Below are 17,870 nucleotides of genomic sequence, written 5' to 3' on the forward strand. Positions count from 1 at the left end.
TCTCCGCGAGCGAGGAGCATCCCCATGAAGCCAGACGTCACGGCCTTCTTCGACGAGGCCACCAACACCGTTTCCTACGTGGTGCGCGACCCCGGCAGCCGCGCCTGCGCCATCATCGACAGCGTGCTCGATTTCGACGCCGCCTCCGGGCGCACCGACACCCGCTCCGCGCAGGCCATCGCCGACCACGTGAGCGCCGAGGGTCTGGAGGTGGCCTGGATGCTCGAGACGCATGTGCATGCCGACCATCTCTCCGCCGCGCCCTGGCTGCAGGAGCGGCTGGGCGGGAAGATCGGCATCGGCGAGCGCATCACCGTGGTGCAGGACACGTTCGGCAAGATCTTCAACGCCGGCACCGAGTTCGAGCGCGACGGCTCGCAGTTCGACCGGCTGTTCGCGGAGGGCGACACGTTTGCCATCGGCGGGCTCACCGGCCGGGTGCTGCACACGCCGGGCCACACGCCGGCCTGCCTCACCTACGTGATCGGCGATGCCGCCTTCGTGGGCGACACGCTGTTCATGCCCGATTACGGCACCGCGCGCTGCGACTTTCCCGGCGGCTCGGCCGAGACGCTCTGGGCCTCGATCCAGAAGGTGCTCGCCCTGCCCGACGACACCCGCCTCTTCCTGTGCCACGACTACAAGGCCCCCGGCCGCGACACCTACGCCTGGGAGACCACGGTGGCCGAGCAGAAGGCGGACAACGTGCACGTGGGCGCCGGCCACAGCCGCGAGGAGTTCATCGCCATGCGCACCGCGCGCGACGCGGATCTGGGCATGCCGAAGCTCATCCTGCCCTCGATCCAGGTGAACATGCGCGCCGGCCACTTCCCCCCGCCGGAGGAGGACGGCAATGTCTACCTCAAGCTGCCGGTGAACCGGTTCTGAGGGCCGCGCGCCCGGACGTGCCGCAAACGACGGTGCCCCCGCCCCCGGAGGCGGCACGGGGCCCCGCACTGCCGGGGCCGCGCGGGCCGCGACACCATCGGGCCGCGGGCTGACACGTCCACGCCCCGCCCCGGCCGCGGGCTGTCCCGGGGCCCGGAGCGGCGGGAGCCGCCCCGTCCGCGCGGAGCGTCTGTCGTGCAAGGCGCTGCGGCGATCCTCTGCGGTGGCGCCTCTCCGGGGGCGCCGCCAGATTTTTCCGGGGGCCCGGCTGCGGGCCCCTGCCCTCCCCGCGGCCCCGGGCCGCCCGTTGCCGAAGGCTTGCCATGCAGCGTTACCTGCCGTTTCTCGACTGGGGCCGGAGCTATGACCGCGAGACGCTCGGGGCCGATCTGGTGGCGGCGCTCATCGTCACGGTGATGCTGATCCCGCAGAGCTTCGCCTATGCGCTGCTCGCCGGGCTGCCGCCGGTGCTGGGGCTCTACGCCTCCATGGCGCCGCTGGTGCTCTACGCGCTGTTCGGCACCTCGCGCACGCTGGCGGTGGGGCCGGTGGCGATCTCCTCGCTGATGACGGCAGCGGCCTGCGGCGCGCTCTTCGCCCAGGGCACGCCGGAATATGCCGGGGCGGCGGTGGCGCTCGCGGCGCTTTCGGGAGTGATGCTGCTGGGCATGGGCGCGCTGCGGCTGGGGGTGCTGGCGAATTTCCTCTCCCACCCGGTGATCTCGGGCTTCATCACCGCCTCGGCGCTGCTGATCGCCGCCGGCCAGCTGCGCCACCTGCTGGGCGTGCAGGCCGGGGGCAGCACCGCGCCGGAACTGGTGCCCGCCCTCCTCGCCGCCCTGCCGGGCACCAGCCTCACCACGCTCGCGCTCGGCGCGCTCACCATCGCCTTCCTGCTCTGGGCGCGGCGGGGGCTGGCGCCGGCGCTGCGCCGGCTCGGGCTTGCCGAGCGCGGCGCCACGGCGCTGGCGCGCACCGGGCCGGTGATCGCGGTGGCGCTCACCACGCTGGCCACTTGGGCGCTCGGGCTCGACGTGGCGGTGGTGGGCGAAGTGCCGCGCGGCCTGCCCGCCCTCGCCCTGCCGCCGCTCGACCCCGCGCTGCTCACACAGATCGCCGTGCCGGCGCTGCTGATCTCGGTGGTGGGCTACGTGGAGACCGTCTCCATCGCCCAGACCCTCGCCGCCCGCCGGCGCGAGCGCATCGACCCCGACCAGGAGCTGATCGCGCTCGGCGCGGCCAACCTCGGCTCCGCCGTCTCCGGCGCCTTCCCGGTGAGCGGGGGCTTCGCCCGCTCGGTGGTGAACTTCGACGCCGGGGCCCGCACGCCGGCTGCCGGGCTCTTCACCGCGGCGGGCATGGCGGCGGCCACGCTGCTGCTCACCCCGCTCATCCGCCACCTGCCGCAGGCCACGCTGGCGGCCACCATCATCGTCGCGGTGCTGGGGCTCGTCGACCTGCGCGCCCTCACCCGGGTCTGGGCCTATTCGCGGGCCGATTTCGCCGCCCAGGCCGGCACCATCCTCGTCACCCTGCTCGCGGGGGTGGAGGCGGGGCTGATCACCGGCGTCGGCCTCTCGGTGGCGCTGCAGCTCTGGCGCAGCTCGCGGCCGCATGTGGCGGTGGTGGGCCAGGTGCCGGGCTGCGAGCATTTCCGCAACGTCGCCCGCCACGAGGTGGTGACCGCGCCGCACGTGCTCTCGTTGCGGGTGGACGAGAGCCTGTCCTTCCCCAACGCCCGCTTCCTCGAGGATTACGTCTACGACGCCGTGGCCGCCGACCCGCGCATCCGCCACGTGGTGCTGGTCTGCCCGGCGGTGAACGCGGTGGACGCCTCGGCGCTGGAGAGCCTGGAGGCGATCATCCACCGGCTGTCCGACGCGGGCGTGACCCTGCATCTCTCGGAGGTGAAGGGCCCGGTGATGGACGGGCTGCGCCGCGCCGGCCTGCCGGAGCACCTCACCGGCGAGGTGTTCCTCAGCCAGTACGACGCCTTCCGCACCCTCGCCCCCGAGGCCGCGGCCGAGGCGATGGCCCGGCCCCGGCTGGCGGAAGCCACCCAGGCCCGCCGCGGCACCGGCCGCGCCGCGGGCTGAGCCCCGGGCCTCAGGCGCCCTCGGGCTCGGGCTCCTGCTCCTGCTCCGGCGCGGCCACGCAGGGCCGGTGCCGCGGCTCCGGCGCCTCCGCGAGGGCGGCGCGCGGCGCGATGCGCTCCAGCAGGGCGCCGCGGTTTGCGGCGATATCGGCGAGGGTCACCCCGTCGAGCACGGCGAGGAAGGCCTCGAGCGCGGCGCGCAGCGCGCTCGAGAGCCGGCACACCCCGGCCAGCGGGCAGGTATTTGTCTGCAAGTTGAAGCATTCCACCAGCTCGAACGGCCCCTCGGTGAGGCGCAGCACGTCGCCGATGCGCAGGGTCTCCGGCGCGATCGCGAGGCGAAATCCCCCGCCGCGGCCGCGCACGGTCTCGAGGTAGCCGGCCTGGCCGAGCTCGTGCACGATCTTCGTCACATGCGCGCGGCTGATGCCATGGGCGCGGGCCACGTCATCGGCCCGCACCAGCCCGGGCGCCTTCAGCGCCGCGAACTGCAGCACCCGCAGCGCGAAATTGGAATAGGCCGTGAGCTTCATCCCCGGGCCGCCTCCTCCGGCCGGCTGCGCAGCACGACGGGCGCACGAGGCGCTGGTCACGTCCTGCAGCGAATGGAATGCTACAAGCCCCCGGCTGCGACACCGTGTATCTGCGTCACGTCGCGGCGCGGCAAAGGGCGCATGCAAAAGCTATACGGGAAATATTGCTTTAACCGCAAGACCCGATAGAGTCACGGTGAACAAAGGAGGTCCCCATGTTCGGGCTTGAGGCCATCGATCTCGCCAGGGCGCAATTCGCCTTTACCGTGTCCTTCCACATCATCTTCCCCGCCTTCTCCATCGGCCTCGCGAGCTATCTCGCGGTGCTGCAGGGCATGGCGCTCTGGACCGGGCAGGATGTCTACCAGCGGCTGTTCGACTACTGGAAGACGATCTTCGCCGTCGGCTTCGGCATGGGGGTCGTCTCGGGCATCGTGATGTCCTACCAGTTCGGCACCAACTGGTCGGTGTTCTCCGACAAGGCCGGCCCGGTGATCGGGCCGCTCATGGGCTACGAGGTGCTCTCGGCCTTCTTCCTCGAGGCGGGCTTCCTCGGCGTGATGCTCTTCGGGCGCAAGCGCGTGGGGGCCGGGCTGCACATGTTCGCCACCGCGATGGTGGCGGCGGGCACGCTGTTCTCGGCCTTCTGGATCCTGTCGGTGAACAGCTGGATGCATACGCCCCAGGGCTACGGCTTCAACGACGACGGCCAGTTCATCCCGCTCGACTGGTGGGCCGTGGTGTTCAACCCCTCCTTCCCCTACCGGCTGGTGCACATGGTGCTGGCGGCCTATCTCACCACCGCGCTGGTGGTGGCGGCGGTGGGCGGCTGGCACCTGCTGCGCAACCGGATGGACGAGGGCGCGCGCACCATGTTCTCCATGGCGATGTGGATGCTGCTGGTCACCGCGCCGCTGCAGATCCTCGCGGGCGACCAGCACGGGCTCAACACGCTCGAGCACCAGCCCGCCAAGGTGGCCGCGATGGAGGGCCACTACGAGAACGACGGCCCCATCCCGCTGCTGCTCTTCGGCATCCCGGACGACGAGGCGGAGGAAACCCGCTACGCGGTGGAGATCCCGCACCTGGGCTCGATCATCCTCACCCACAGCTGGGACGGCGAGATCCAGGGCCTGAAGGACTTCCCCAAGGAAGACCGCCCGCCGGCGCTGATCGTGTTCTGGAGCTTCCGCATCATGGTGGCGATGGGGCTCGCCATGCTGGGGCTGGCGCTGTGGTCGGCCTGGGCGCGCTGGCGCGGCCGGCTCTACCACGCGCCGATGCTGCACCGGGCGGCCACGCTGATGGGCCCGGCCGGCTTCATCGCCGTGCTCGCCGGCTGGGTCACCACCGAGGTGGGCCGGCAGCCGTTCACGGTCTACGGCCTGCTGCGCACGGCCGAGAGCCACTCGCCGCTGGAGGCCCCGGCCGTGGCCACCTCGCTCATCGCCTTCATCGTGGTGTATTTCTCGGTGTTCGGCACCGGGGTGTTCTACATGTTCCGCCTGTTCGCCAAGTCCCCCGACGCCGGGCTGGACATGGAGGAGATCGGCCCCACCCGGACCGCCAAGCGCGAACCCGTCGAAAACGCAGACTGAGGAGAGACCGAGATGCTGCTGGAACTTTCCTTCATCTGGGCCGGGCTCATCGCCTTCGCGGTGCTGGCCTATGTCATCCTCGACGGGTTCGACCTCGGGGTCGGCATCCTCTTTCCCTTCGTGAAGGGCGAGACGCACCGCGACCTGATGATGAACACCGTCGCCCCCGTGTGGGACGGCAACGAGACCTGGCTGGTGCTCGGCGGCGGCGGGCTGTTCGCCGTGTTCCCGCTCGCCTATGCCACGGTGATGCCGGCGCTCTACGCGCCGATCATCGCCATGCTGCTGGGGCTGATCTTCCGCGGCGTGGCCTTCGAGTTCCGCTGGCGCACGAAGCGCGGCAAGTTCCTGTGGGACTGGGCCTTCGCCGGCGGCTCGATGATCGCCACCGTCGCGCAGGGCGTCGCCCTCGGCGCGCTGGTGCAGGGCATCCACATCGAGAACCGCGCCTATGCCGGCGGCTGGTGGGACTGGTTCACCCCCTTCTCCCTCCTCACCGGCCTCGCGCTGCTGGTGGGCTACGCCCTGCTCGGCGCCACCTGGCTGGTGATGAAGACCGAGGGCCACGTGCATGACGAGGCCCGCCGCTTCGCCTGGGTCACCGCCGTGGGCACGCTGCTGCTCATCGGCGCGGTGAGCCTCTGGACCCCGTTCAAGAACGAGATCTACCTGCAGCGCTGGTTCGCCATGCCCACCGCGGTGTTCAGCCTCGTCGTGCCGCTGCTGGTGGCGCTTTGCGCCTGGAACCTGTTCACCGGGCTGAAGGCGGGGCATGACCGGCGGCCCTTCCTCTCGGCGCTGGCGATCTTCGTGCTGTGCTTCGTGGGCATCGGGGTGAGCTTCTACCCCTGGATGGTGCCGCCCTCGCTCACCATCGCCGATGCCGCGGCGCCGGACTCGAGCCTCGCCTTCCTGCTGGTGGGCTCGGTGGTGCTGATCCCGATCATCCTCGCCTACACCGCCTATGCCTACTGGGTGTTCCGCGGCAAGGTGCGCGAGGGCGAGGGCTACCACTGATGAGCCCGGGACTGCGCAAGGGGCTGTGGTTCCTGGGGCTCTGGGCCGGCGGCGTGCTGGCCCTGGGCCTGGTGGGCCTCGCCATCCGGGCGGTGCTGATGTGAGCGGCGCGGGGGAGTGCTTGCACTTCCCCCGCCCCTGGGGTTGACTGGCGCCCGAACCTGCACCCGCACCCCGCACCCGCACCGACCCCGAGAGAAAAATGACCTGGGACGCCGACAAACTCGCCGCCATCCGTGCCAAGTACGAAGACGCGGAGGTCGGCGCCATGCATGACCCCCGCTTTGCCCGCGTGGCGGAGAAGATCTTCTCCGGCGGCACCCGAACCACCCCCTGGTCCGGCATCCCCACCCTGCTCGACGCGCCGGCCCTCGCGCCCGGCGCCGAGGGGTTCGAGGCGCTGCAGGTGGCGCTGCTCGGCGTGCCGATGGACCTCGGCATCACCAACCGCAACGGCTGCCGTTTCGGCCCCCGCGCCCTGCGCGCGATCGAGCGCATCGGCCCCTACAACCACGTGCTCGACGTGGCCCCGGTGCAGGAGCTGCGCGTGGCCGACACCGGCGACGTGCCCTTCCGCTCGCGCTACCAGCTCGAGGAAAGCCACCAGGACATCGAGGCCCATGTCGCGAAGCTGGTGGCCGCCGGCACCCTGCCGCTCTCGGTGGGGGGCGATCATTCCATCACCGGCCCGATTCTGAAGGCGGTGGGCGCGCAGGCCCCGGTGGGCCTCATCCACATCGACGCGCATTGCGACACGTCCGGCCCCTTCGACGGCACGAAGTTCCACCACGGCGGCCCGTTCCGCAACGCGGTGCTCGACGGCGCGCTCGACCCGACGCGGACCATCCAGATCGGCATCCGCGGCTCGTCGGAATACCTGTGGGAATTCTCCTACGACACCGGCATGACCGTGATCCACGCCGAGGAGGTGACCGGCCTCGGCATCCCCGCCATCATCGAGCGCGCGAAAGAGATCGTGGGAAGCGGCCCCACCTATCTCTCCTTCGACATCGACAGCCTCGACCCCTCCTTCGCCCCGGGTACCGGCACGCCCGAGGTGGGCGGCCTCACCACCCGCGAGGTGCTGGAGCTGATCCGCGGCCTGAAGGGCCTCAACATCGTCGGCGGCGACGTGGTGGAGGTGGCCCCGCAATACGACAGCACCACCAACACCGCCCATGCCGGCGCGCAGGTGCTGTTCGAGATCCTCAGCCTGATGGCCTTCAGCCCCGCGCTGAAACCCTGAGCCATCCGCGCCGGGCGCGGCCCCGGGAAACGACCACGCCACCCTCCGGGCCGTCGCCGCGCCGGCGCAGCCCCGGAGACGGGGCAGAGCAGCGCCGGGCGCGACCACCCCTCCCCGCCACGCGGCGGGGGCCCCGCCGCAGCGGCGGCCGGCCCTCCCCGCGCGGCGCCACCGAAACCGCCGGCGCCCGGCCTCCCCGGGCCCCGGCCAGCACAGACGGAGGCTCCGCCATGCGCCTGTCCATCCGCCAGACCCTGCCCGCCTCGGGCGACGTGGAGGCCAATCTCGGCCTCATCTCCCGCGCCGCGAAAGCCGCCGCGCGCGAGGGCGCCGACCTGCTCCTGCTCCCCGAACTGGTCACCACCGGCTACGGCGCCGGCGCGGAGGCGCTCTCCCGCCTCGCCGAGCCGGCGGACGGCCCCACCGTCACCGCCCTCGCGCAGATCGCGGCGGAAACCGGCGTCGCCCTCATCGCAGGCTTCCCCGAGCGCGACGGCGAGACGATCTACAATTCCGCCGTCTTCACCAACGGCGCCGACACCCCCGCCCTCTACCGCAAGTCGCATCTCTACGGCGATTACGAGCGGGAGGTGTTCACCGCCGCCGAGCCCGCCACCTGCCTGGTGGAGCATGCCGGCATCACCCTGGGGCTGCTGATCTGCTACGACGTGGAATTCCCGGAAAACACCCGGCGGCTGGCACAGGCCGGGGCCGAGCTGATCTGCGTGCCCACCGCCCTGCCCGACCTGCCGGGCTCCTATTTCGTCGCCCGGCAGATGATCGCGGTGCGCGCCTTCGAGAACCAGGTCTTCATCGCCTATGCCGACCATGCCGGCGAGGAGGGCGACTTCCGCTACCCCGGCCTCTCGCGCGTCGCGGCCCCCGATGGCGGCACCCTGGCCCGCGCCGGCGCCCGCCCCGGCCAGATCTCCGCCGAAATCGACCCCACGGCCTACGCTGCCTCCCGGGCCGAGAACACCTACCTGCGCGACCTGCGCTAGCCCCCCACCCCGCGCTGCCCCGCTCCGGGCCCCGACCCGGAGCCTCCCGGCCGACACCCCGCGCACCCGGCCGAGGCCGGGAGGCCCCGGATCTGCGTCCGGGGCAGCGGCGCGCGCGTGAATTAGGTTCAGCCTAATCCAACCCAAGGAAACATCTGCTTTACCGAAGGCGCATCCGGGCGCAGCATCTCTCCCAGCCCGAGACCCTGCTGCAAGGACCCCGCCATGATCCGCACCGGAGCCGAATACCGCGACTCGATCCGCGGCACCCGCGACATCTACATCGACGGCGAGAAGGTCTCCGACGTCACCGCCCACCCGGCCTTCCGCCCCATCGTCGACATCCGCGCCCGCATCTACGACATGCAGCACGAGGCCGCCTTCCGCGAGGTGATGACCTGCGAGGAGAACGGCGAGCGCAACGCCATCGGCAACAAGCTGCCCCGCACGCAGCAGGACTGGTGGGACAAGCGCCGCGCAACCGACACGGTGCTGAACGAGGTCTCCGGCGTCGTCACCCGCGTGGGCGACGAGACCGTGGGCGAGATGTGGTCGCTCTACGACGGCCAGGACGTGCTGGCCGAGATCGACCCCGCCTTCGCCCGCAACATCGAGACCCATATCCACAAGGTGCTGCGCGAGGACCCGTTCCACGTCTCGGCCAACACCGACCCGAAGGGCGACCGCTCCAAGGCCCCGCAGGACCAGGACCCCGACATGCTCCTGCACGTGGTGAAGGAGACCGACGCCGGCATCGTGGTGCGCGGCGCGAAATACGAGACCGCTGCCGCCTACGCGAACCAGGCCTTCACCAAGCCCACCATCGCCAACTGGGGCAATGCCGCGCTGTCGGACTATGCCGTGGGCTTCATCTGCGACCTGAACTCGCCGGGGCTGAAGTTCATCTGCCGCTCCGGCTTCGCCCAGCGCAACCCGGACGACTACCCGCTCGCCACCCGGCACGACGAGGTCGACACGCTGGTGATCTTCGACAACGTCCTGATCCCGTGGGAGAACGTGCTCTTCTACCGCCACACGAAGGCGGCCACCTTCATCCGCGCCACGCTGCACCGCTACTCGGCCTTCGCCTTCGTGCAGCGCAACCTCAAGGTGGCGGACATGATGATCGGCGCGGCGCTGTTCAACGCCCGCCAGACCGGGCTCGACAAGCAGCAGGCGGTGCAGGAGAAGCTCGCCGAGCTCGCCTGCTACCGCGAGATGATCAGCGCGCACCTCACCGCCGCCATCACCCTCGCCGAGCCCTCGCCCTCGGGCCTGCTGATGCCCAACCAGTCGATGCTCTACACCGGGCGCTACCTCGCCTGCTCGCAGCTCCACCAGATGATGCACATCGCGCGCGAGCTCTGCGGCGGGCAGATCTGCGTGACGCCCAACGCCGCCGCCTTCGAGCACCCGGAGACGAAGGCCTTCCTCGAGAAATACTACTCGGTGAACGACGCCTGGGTGGCCGATGACCGGCGCCGCCTGCTGGCCTTCGCGCGCGACCTGCTGAACTCGGATTACGCCGGCCACCGGCTCACCTTCCAGCTCTTCGCCCAGTCGCCGCCGTTCAACCATCTCGCCGCGGTCTACCGCAACTTCGACTGGGACAGCCCGCTCGCCTTCGTGAAGGAGAGCGCCGGCCTCTCCGACCGGGTGACCGCCGGCACCCCCGCCGCCGCCGCCAGCCCGGCCGACAGCGCGGTGCGCAAGTATTTCTCCGACCGCGACGCGGGCGCCGCCGCGCGCCGGGCGGCGGAGTGAGCGCGATGAGCCTCGACCTCCCCGCGCCCGCCGCCCCCGACGACCCGTTCGAGGGCTTGCGCGCCGTCGCCGCCCTGCCGTTCGACCGCGCCCGCTCCATGCCGCCCGCGGTCTACACCTCGCCCGCGTTCCACGAAGCGGAACAGCGGGAGATCTTCGCGCGGGACTGGATCTGCGTCGGCCGCGCCGGGCGGCTGGCAAGGGCTGGGGACTACCTCACCGCCGAGATCGCCGGCCAGCCGATCATCGTGCTGCGCGACGGCGAGGGCGCCATCCGCGCGATGTCCAACGTCTGCCTGCACCGCATGTCTGTGCTGCTGGAGGGGGCGGGCAACACCCGCTCCATCGTCTGCCCCTACCACGCCTGGACCTACAATCTCGACGGCAGCCTGCGCGGCGCGCCGATCATGTCCGACAACCGCGACTTCTGCCGCGACCAGCGCCTGCCGCAGGTGCGGGCCGAGGAATGGCAGGGCTGGATCATGGTCACGCTCAACCCCGAGGCGCCGCCGGTGGCCGAGCGCCTCGCCCGGCTGGAGCCGATGATCGCGCCCTTCGGCCTTGCCGAGTACACCGAGCTCTTCCACGAGACGCACCGCTGGGACACCAACTGGAAGGTGCTCTGCGAGAACTTCATGGAGAGCTACCACCTGCCCGCCTGCCACGCCGGCACCATCGGCGGCGTGACCGAGATCGACGGGCATTTCTTCACCGAGGACGAGGAGGCCTTCAACCTCCACTACCTCACGAAGGACCCCTCCTTCGTGCTGGCGAACGCCCATCCCGCCAACACCCGCCTCACCGGCGAATGGCGCGGGCGCACGGCGATCGTGGCGGTCTACCCTTCGCTGCTCATCACCGCCACGCCGGGGTATTTCTGGTATCTCTCGCTGCTGCCGCACGGAGTGGGGCAGGTCGACATCACCTTCGGCGGCGGGCTCGCGCCCGATTTCATCGGCGCACCGGAGGCGCAGGAGAGCTTCGCGAAGCTCCACGCCCTGCTCACCGAGGTGAACAAGGAGGACCGGGGCTGCACCGAGCGCGTGTTCCGCGGGCTGAACGCGCCGCTGGCGAAGGCCGGGCACCTGAGCCGGCTCGAGCGCCCGCTCTACGATTTCGCGCAGTTTCTCGCCGCCCGGCTGGCGCCCGGGCCGGCGGCAGGCTGAGCGGGGGGGCCCCGGCCATCCGCGGGGGTTGCACAGCCCGGGCGGGGGGGACATGGTGTGGCCGCCCCGGGTGGCGCCCAGCGCCGCCGTTTCCTTCCGACCCGGACCGATGCCCCGCCCCGAGCCGGCCCGGCCGACGCCCATTCAGGTGAGACCATGACAGCAGCAGCCCTCCGCGAACAGTTCATCAACGGCATGAGCCGCGCCGCCTGCACCGTGAACGTGGTGACCACCGACGGGCCCGCGGGCCGCGCCGGTGTCACCGTCTCGGCCATGTCCTCGGTCTCGGCCGACACGCCCAAGCCCACGCTGCTGGTCTGCGTGAACAAGACCGCCTCCGCGGCCGACGCCATCCTGGAGAACGGCGTGTTCTGCGTGAACGTGCTGCGCGACGACCAGTCCTACATCTCCGACACCTTCGCCGGCCGCTTCCGCGACCGCCACCCCGACAAGTTCTCCTGCGCCGAATGGGCCGACATGGCCTCCGGCGCGCCGCGGGTGGTCGACCCGCTGGTGGCCTTCGACTGCAAGGTGATCTCGGCCGAGCTCGTCGGCACGCATCACGTGCTCTTCGGCGAGGTGGGGGACCTCTTCGTGGCCGACCGCGGCTCGCCCCTGCTCTACGCCCGCCGCGCCTATGGAGCCGCCGCGCGCATCGAGAGCATCGAGCGCACCGCGCTGGAGGCGAAGACGCAGCTCTCGGTCGCCTGTTTCCACTCCTTCGGCCCGCACGTGCTGCCGCAGCTCGTCGCCCGCTTCACCCGCGAGCCGGACCCGGTGCACGTGAACATCATCGAGGGCGACCAGCGCCGCATCCGCGAGGCGCTGATCTCCGGCGAGGCGGAGATCGCCCTCACCTATGCCGGCGAGATCGCCGACGACCTTGCCTGGTCGCCGCTGGCCGAGCTGCCGCCCTACGTGCTGCTGCCCGAGGGCCACGCCCTCACCGAGAAGCGCGCGATCGCGCCGGAAGACCTCGCCGACGAGCCGATGGTGCTGCTCGACACCCCGCCCAGCCGCGACTACTTCCCCCAGATCCTGCGCGCCGCGGGGGTGGAGCCGCGCATCGGCTGGCGCTCGGCCAGCCTCGAGACCGTGCGCGGGCTCGTGGGCCAGGGGCTGGGCTATGCCCTGCTCGCCACGCGGCCCGCCGCGCCGGTGTCCTACGACGGCAGCCGCCTCGCCATCCGGCCGCTGGCCTGCGACGCCCCGCCCTCCAGCATCGTCTTCGCCACCCGCCGCGGCGCCCGGCTCTCGCCCGCGGCGGAGGAATTCGCGATGATGGCGCGCGACGCATTCACCATCGACGTCTGAACCCCGAAGGACCCCCGATCTTGGCCCATACCCGCATCCGCCCCTTCAACACGAAGGACACCTACCCCGAGCAGCGGCTCGACAACGACCTCAGCCACGCGGTGATCGCCCGCGGCACCACGGTGTTCCTGCGCGGCCAGTGCCCGCAGGACCTCGACACCGGCGAGAACATCGCCTCGATGGACCCCGGCGAGCAGGCGCACAAGGTGATGGCCAACATCGGGCAGCTGCTCACCGAGTGCGGGGCGGAATGGGGCCATGTCACCAAGCTGGTGGTCTACCTCACCGACGTGCGCCACCGCGAGGCGGTGTACCGGGCGATGGGGGAGTACATCCGCAACGTCCACCCGGTGTGCACCGGGCTGGTGGTGGTGGCCCTCGCCCGGCCGGAATGGCTGGTGGAGATCGACGCCACCGCCGTCATCCCCGACTGACCCCCGCCCGCCCCGGCCCCGGCCGGGAGGTCCCGGGGCAGGCCCGGGACACCGGGGCGCGGGGCCCCTTCCACCGGAGCACCGCCATGACCTTTTCCATCACCGCCCGCTGCGCCGAGACCGGCATGTTCGGCACGGCCGTGAGCTCCTCCTCCCCCGCGGTGGCGGCGCGCTGCGCCTATGCCCGCGCCGGGGTGGGCGCGGTGGCGAGCCAGAACGTGACCGACCCGACGCTGGGCCCCCGCGCGCTCGACCTTCTCGCCGCCGGCGCCACGGCGGCCGAGGCAGTCGCCATCCTCGCGCGCAGCGCCGCCTTCCCGGAGTACCGCCAGCTGCTGGTGGTGGACGGGGCCGGCGGCTCGGCCATCCATTCGGGCCCGAACGCGCTGGGCACCTGGGCCGGGGCGCGGGGCGAGAACGTGGCCTGCGGCGGCAACCTGCTGGCCGACCCGGGCGTGCCCGCGGCGATGGTGGCGGGCTTTACTGACGCCACCGGCCACCTGGGCGACCGGCTGCTCGCCGCCATGCGCGCCGGGCTCGCCGCGGGCGGCGAGGCGGGGCCGGTGCATTCCGCCGGCCTGCTCCTCGTGCGCGATGTCTCCTGGCCCGTGGCCGACCTGAGGGTGGACTGGACGGAGGACTGCCCCGTGGCGGGCCTTGAAAGCCTCTGGCAGATCTACCGCCCGCAGCTCGACGCCTATGTCACCCGCGCGCTCGACCCCCGCGCCGCGCCCAGCTACGGCGTGCCCGGCGACGAATGAGCGACGTCGCGAAACCCCGGGACCAGGACGATTGCACCCACGCGGTGCGGCTGCCACCATCCCGGCATGGCGACGCGATTCACCCTCCGACAGCTCGAATACCTGGTGGCCGTGGGCGAGGCCGGCAGCATCGCGCGGGCCTCGGCCCGCATCCATGTCTCGCCGCCGTCGATCTCGGCCGCCATCGCGCAGCTCGAGGCGGAGTTCGGCCTGCAGCTCTTCATCCGCCGGCACAGCCACGGGCTGGCGCTCACCACCGGGGGGCGGCGCTTCTTCCTCGCCGCGCGCCAGCTTCTGGCGGAGGCGGAGGGGCTGCACGCGCTCGCCGGCGACATCTCCGAGCAGGTGCGCGGGCCACTGGGCCTGGGCTGCCTGCTCACCGTGGCCGAAACCGTGCTGCCGGACCTGCGCCGCGGCTTCGAGACCGCCTGGCCCGAGGTGCGCATCACCCAGCACATCGACAACCAGCAGCGGCTGATCGACCTGCTGCTGGGCGGCGAGATCGACGCGGCGCTGACCTACGACATGGACATCCCGCCGGAAATCGGCTTCGAGCCGGTGGCCACGCTGGCGCCCTACGCCGTCCTGCCGGCGGAGCATGCCCTGGCCGGGCAGCGGAGCGTCCGGCTGGAGGAGCTCGCCTCGGCAAAGCTGGTGCTGCTCGACCTGCCCTTCAGCCGCGACTACTTCCTCGGCCTGTTCTCGGCCCGGGGGCTGGCGCCGCGCATTGCCGAACGGGCCGGCGACATGGCGATGATGCGGGCGATGGTGGCGAACGGCTTCGGCTATTCGCTGGCCAACGTGCCGCCGCGCTCGGCCACCTCGCCGGATGGCAAGCCGCTTGCCCACCTGTCGCTGGAGGGCCGGCACCGGCCGCTGGCGCTCGGCCTCGCGCGGCCGGTGTCCCGGCGACAGAGCCGTGCGCTCACCACCTTTGCCGCGCATTGCCACGCCACCCTGCCGCACAGCCTCGCGGGCGTGGCCACGCCCTGACGCCACCCACTCACCGGGGAGCCCGATGAAGACCGTCCATACCGAGAAACACCGCCTGCGCGCCTCGAAGACCGAGCTCAACGGCGGCCAGCTGGTGCCGCCCTTCGAATGCCCGGAGCGGGTGGAGCACATCCTGGCCGAGCTCGCCGCCCGCCGGCACGGCGAGATCATCGCCCCCGATGCCTTCGGCCTCGCCCCCGTGCGCCGCATCCATGACGGCGCCTATCTCGACTTCCTCGCCACCTGCTGGGAGGAATGGCAGGCCGCGGGCTATGCCGGCGAGGCGATCGCCACCACCTGGCCCTCGCGGCGCATGCCGCTGTCGCGCCCGCCGCGCGAGATCGACGGGCGCATCGGCTACTACTGCCTCGCGGCGGAAACCTCGATCTCCGGCGGCACCTGGGAGGCGGCACAGGCCGCGGCCGACGTGGCCCTCACCGCCCAGGCGCTGGTGGCGGGCGGCGAACGCGCCGCCTTCGCCCTGTGCCGACCGCCCGGCCACCACGCCGCCCAGGACATGTTCGGCGGCTACTGCTTCCTCAACAACGCCGCCATCGCCGCCCAGGCCTTCCGCGACCAGGGCGCGGCGCGCGTGGCGGTGCTCGACGTCGACTTCCACCACGGCAACGGCACCCAGGCGATCTTCTACGACCGGCCGGACGTGCTGTTCCTCTCGCTCCACGGCGACCCGGACGAGGCCTTCCCCTATTTCCTCGGTGCCGCCGAGGAGACCGGCGCGGGCGCCGGCGAAGGCTTCAACGTGAACTACCCGCTTCCCCCCGGCACCCCCTACCCCGCCTGGGCCGAGGCGCTCGACCACGCGCTCGCCCGCATCCGCGCCTATGGCGCCGAGGCGGTGGTGGTCTCGCTCGGGCTCGACACGTTCAAGGCCGACCCGATCTCGTTCTTCAAACTCGAGAGCGCCGATTTCACCGATTACGGCCGCCGCATCGCCCGGCTCGGCCTGCCCACGCTCTTCGTGCTCGAGGGCGGCTATGCCGTGGCCGAGGTGGGCATCAACACCGTGAACGTGCTCACCGGCTTCGAGGAGGAGGCATGAGCCACCCCGCCACCCGCGACCTCCCCCCCGCGCCGGCGTCGCACGCCCCGGCGGCAGTGACGGCGGGGCCTCCCCCCACCTGAGCGGAGGCCCCTCCCTTCCCGAGCAGGGGCCGCCCGCAGAAGCGCCCCGCCTGACCCAGCAAGGACCCGACATGGCAGACCGCATGACCCCCCGTGAGATGCTCGAGCGTCTCGTCGCCTTCCCCACCGTCTCGCGCGACAGCAACCTCGACCTGGTGCACTGGGTGCGGGACTATCTCGCCGCCCATGGCGTGGAGGCGACACTGGTGCCGAGCCCCGACGGCAGGAAGGCCAATCTCTACGCCCTCATCGGCCCGGAGGTGGACGGCGGCGTCGTGCTCTCCGGCCACACCGACGTGGTGCCGGTGGACGGCCAGGACTGGACGACCGACCCCTGGGTGGTGACCGAGCGTGACGGGCTGCTCTACGGCCGCGGCACCGCCGACATGAAGGGGTTCATAGCCATCGCCCTCGCCCTCGTGCCCGAGATGCTGGAGGCCGGGCTGAAGAAGCCGGTGCAGCTCGCCCTCTCCTATGACGAGGAGGTGGGCCACCTGGGCGTGCCCTTCCTGATCACCGAGATGCAGACCGCCCTGCCCGCCCCCGCCGCCGTTCTGGTGGGCGAGCCGACGATGATGCAGGTGGTGAGCCAGCACAAGGGCGGGGTGGCGATCACCACCCATGTGCACGGCTACGAGGTGCATTCCTCGCGCGTGCACGAGGGGGTGTCGGCCATCACCTGGGCGGCGAAGCTGGTGAACTGGCATGCCGAGCAGATGGAGGCGAACAGGATCGAGGCCGAGCGGCTGGGGGCCGAGGGTGTCGGCGCCGACTTCGACCCGCCCTACACCACGCTGCACAACGGGCTCATCCAGGGCGGCACCGCCGGCAACATCACCGCGAAGGACTGCATCTTCTCCACCGACATCCGCGTGCTGCCGCTGGAGAGCGCGCAGGACTGGCTGCAGCGCTACCAGAGCCATTGCGCCGAGCTCACGCAGCAGATGCAGGCCATCCACCCCGATGCCTGGATCGAGGTGCAGGTGCGGGTGATCAACGAGGGCTGCCGCAGGGAGGAGGACGGCGCCGCCGAGGGCCTCGCCCGGGCGCTTACCGGCGACAATGCCGAGCACGCGGTCTCCTACGGCACCGAGGCGAGCAACTTCCAGCGCGAGGGGTTCTCGGTGTGCGTGATCGGGCCGGGCGACATCGCCCAGGCCCACAAGCCCGACGAGTTCCTCGCCATCGAGCAGCTCGACGCCGGCACCGCCTTCATGCGCCGCCTGATCGACCGCCTGTCGGCCTGAGCGCCCCCCGCCGGGCCGGGTGCTGCGGCCCGGTGCCGGGGCGCGCGCGGCGGGGCGAGCAATCCCGCCACCTCCCGGTCGGTCCCCCCTGCCGAGGGCGACGCACCGGGGCCGCGCGCGTGCGGAACCGGGGCGCGGGCCGGGCAATCCCCCCCCGGCCGGTGCCCCCGGCGAAGGCGGCGCACCGGGCGCGGTACCCTGCTCGGGCAGGCCCGTCTCCCGACAGCCAGCCTCCGCGATCGGCTGCTCCGCCGGAGCAGGCCCGCGGCGCAGCGCGTGCCGGTGCCATGGCAGGGCCACCCTGCGCGTATCGGGGCGTGGCCCCTCGGCGGGAGGGGCAGCTCGCCTCCGCGGCCTCCGCTTTGCGCGCGCTCGGCGGAGCAGCATCGCCCGGCCGAAGGGGAATTGCGTCTCGGGGTGGCGATGGGTCACGGGGGAAGCGGGATGCATCGGCTCGCCTGCACGGTGAGACGCCCCTGCGCCACCTCGGCCGGCATGGGCTCAACCGTGGCATGCACCTCGGGCTTGAGGATTTGCGTGCCCGTGAACACGCTGAGGAGTGACTGGTCGCCGCCATCGCCGGCCGGAGACCCGCGCGCAGCTCCGACGCGCCGCAGCGGGGCGCACCCTTCGGCCCGTCAGGCGGGACGCCATGATGGGCGCGCGAGTG

Annotated in this window: 16 protein-coding genes; 15 read left to right on the top strand and 1 reads right to left on the bottom strand. The window is 71.9% G+C overall.

Going from position 1 to position 17,870, the window contains the following annotated elements:
• The first annotated feature begins 24 nt into the window (after positions 1 to 24).
• A complete protein-coding gene (locus D3P35_RS04255; RefSeq protein ID WP_118133223.1) occupies positions 25 to 888 on the top strand; it encodes an MBL fold metallo-hydrolase in 864 nt (287 codons plus the stop codon).
• A 323-nt stretch (positions 889 to 1,211) separates the two neighbouring features.
• Positions 1,212 to 2,984, top strand: a complete 1,773-nt coding sequence (locus D3P35_RS04260; protein WP_118133224.1) for a SulP family inorganic anion transporter — start codon at positions 1,212 to 1,214, stop codon at positions 2,982 to 2,984.
• Positions 2,985 to 2,994: 10 nt separating this feature from the next.
• On the opposite strand, the gene D3P35_RS04265 is transcribed toward D3P35_RS04260, so the two are convergent.
• Positions 2,995 to 3,516: an Rrf2 family transcriptional regulator gene (locus D3P35_RS04265; RefSeq protein ID WP_118133225.1), complete on the bottom strand. Its 522-nt coding sequence runs from the start codon at positions 3,514 to 3,516 to the stop codon at positions 2,995 to 2,997.
• Between the two features lie 215 nt (positions 3,517 to 3,731).
• Between D3P35_RS04265 and D3P35_RS04270 the strand changes: the two genes are divergently transcribed.
• From D3P35_RS04270 to argE, 13 genes are all read left to right on the top strand, one after another.
• The gene (locus tag D3P35_RS04270) at positions 3,732 to 5,114 is read left to right on the top strand and encodes a cytochrome ubiquinol oxidase subunit I (RefSeq protein WP_118133226.1); all 1,383 of its coding nucleotides are present in this window, start codon (positions 3,732 to 3,734) and stop codon (positions 5,112 to 5,114) included.
• A gap of 12 nt (positions 5,115 to 5,126) precedes the next feature.
• Entirely contained in the window at positions 5,127 to 6,131 is a 1,005-nt protein-coding gene (gene cydB / locus D3P35_RS04275) for a cytochrome d ubiquinol oxidase subunit II (protein WP_118133227.1), read from the top strand.
• The gene (locus tag D3P35_RS04280) at positions 6,131 to 6,235 is read left to right on the top strand and encodes a DUF2474 domain-containing protein (RefSeq protein WP_118133228.1); all 105 of its coding nucleotides are present in this window, start codon (positions 6,131 to 6,133) and stop codon (positions 6,233 to 6,235) included. Before cydB ends, D3P35_RS04280 begins: the two co-directional genes overlap by 1 nt.
• Positions 6,236 to 6,333: 98 nt before the next feature.
• Positions 6,334 to 7,377, top strand: coding sequence for an agmatinase (gene speB, locus D3P35_RS04285; protein WP_118133229.1), 1,044 nt, complete (start codon positions 6,334 to 6,336; stop codon positions 7,375 to 7,377).
• A 230-nt stretch (positions 7,378 to 7,607) separates the two neighbouring features.
• Positions 7,608 to 8,378 (top strand): carbon-nitrogen hydrolase family protein, encoded by a 771-nt coding sequence (locus tag D3P35_RS04290; RefSeq protein WP_118133230.1) that lies wholly within the window; start codon positions 7,608 to 7,610, stop codon positions 8,376 to 8,378.
• Between the two features lie 225 nt (positions 8,379 to 8,603).
• Positions 8,604 to 10,142, top strand: coding sequence for a 4-hydroxyphenylacetate 3-hydroxylase family protein (locus D3P35_RS04295; RefSeq protein ID WP_118133231.1), 1,539 nt, complete (start codon positions 8,604 to 8,606; stop codon positions 10,140 to 10,142).
• Positions 10,143 to 10,147: 5 nt separating this feature from the next.
• On the top strand, positions 10,148 to 11,308 hold the full coding sequence (locus tag D3P35_RS04300) for an aromatic ring-hydroxylating dioxygenase subunit alpha (protein ID WP_118133232.1): 1,161 nt from the start codon (positions 10,148 to 10,150) through the stop codon (positions 11,306 to 11,308).
• Positions 11,309 to 11,464: 156 nt separating this feature from the next.
• On the top strand, positions 11,465 to 12,622 hold the full coding sequence (locus tag D3P35_RS26050; RefSeq protein ID WP_157982032.1) for a LysR substrate-binding domain-containing protein: 1,158 nt from the start codon (positions 11,465 to 11,467) through the stop codon (positions 12,620 to 12,622).
• Positions 12,623 to 12,642: 20 nt separating this feature from the next.
• Positions 12,643 to 13,056 carry a RidA family protein gene (locus D3P35_RS04310; protein WP_118133233.1) on the top strand — a complete coding sequence of 138 codons (414 nt, stop codon included), beginning with the start codon at positions 12,643 to 12,645 and terminating at the stop codon, positions 13,054 to 13,056.
• Positions 13,057 to 13,142: 86 nt separating this feature from the next.
• Entirely contained in the window at positions 13,143 to 13,817 is a 675-nt protein-coding gene (locus D3P35_RS04315; protein WP_118133234.1) for a DUF1028 domain-containing protein, read from the top strand.
• A 66-nt stretch (positions 13,818 to 13,883) separates the two neighbouring features.
• On the top strand, positions 13,884 to 14,810 hold the full coding sequence (locus tag D3P35_RS04320) for a LysR family transcriptional regulator (protein ID WP_118133235.1): 927 nt from the start codon (positions 13,884 to 13,886) through the stop codon (positions 14,808 to 14,810).
• A gap of 25 nt (positions 14,811 to 14,835) precedes the next feature.
• The gene (locus D3P35_RS04325; RefSeq protein WP_118133236.1) at positions 14,836 to 15,870 is read left to right on the top strand and encodes a histone deacetylase family protein; all 1,035 of its coding nucleotides are present in this window, start codon (positions 14,836 to 14,838) and stop codon (positions 15,868 to 15,870) included.
• A gap of 154 nt (positions 15,871 to 16,024) precedes the next feature.
• Positions 16,025 to 17,200 carry an acetylornithine deacetylase gene (argE, locus tag D3P35_RS04330; protein WP_118133237.1) on the top strand — a complete coding sequence of 392 codons (1,176 nt, stop codon included), beginning with the start codon at positions 16,025 to 16,027 and terminating at the stop codon, positions 17,198 to 17,200.
• Positions 17,201 to 17,870 lie beyond the last annotated feature (670 nt).

Origin of the sequence: Oceanicella sp. SM1341 (assembly GCF_003448965.1) — a bacterium.
Lineage (GTDB): Bacteria > Pseudomonadota > Alphaproteobacteria > Rhodobacterales > Rhodobacteraceae > Paroceanicella.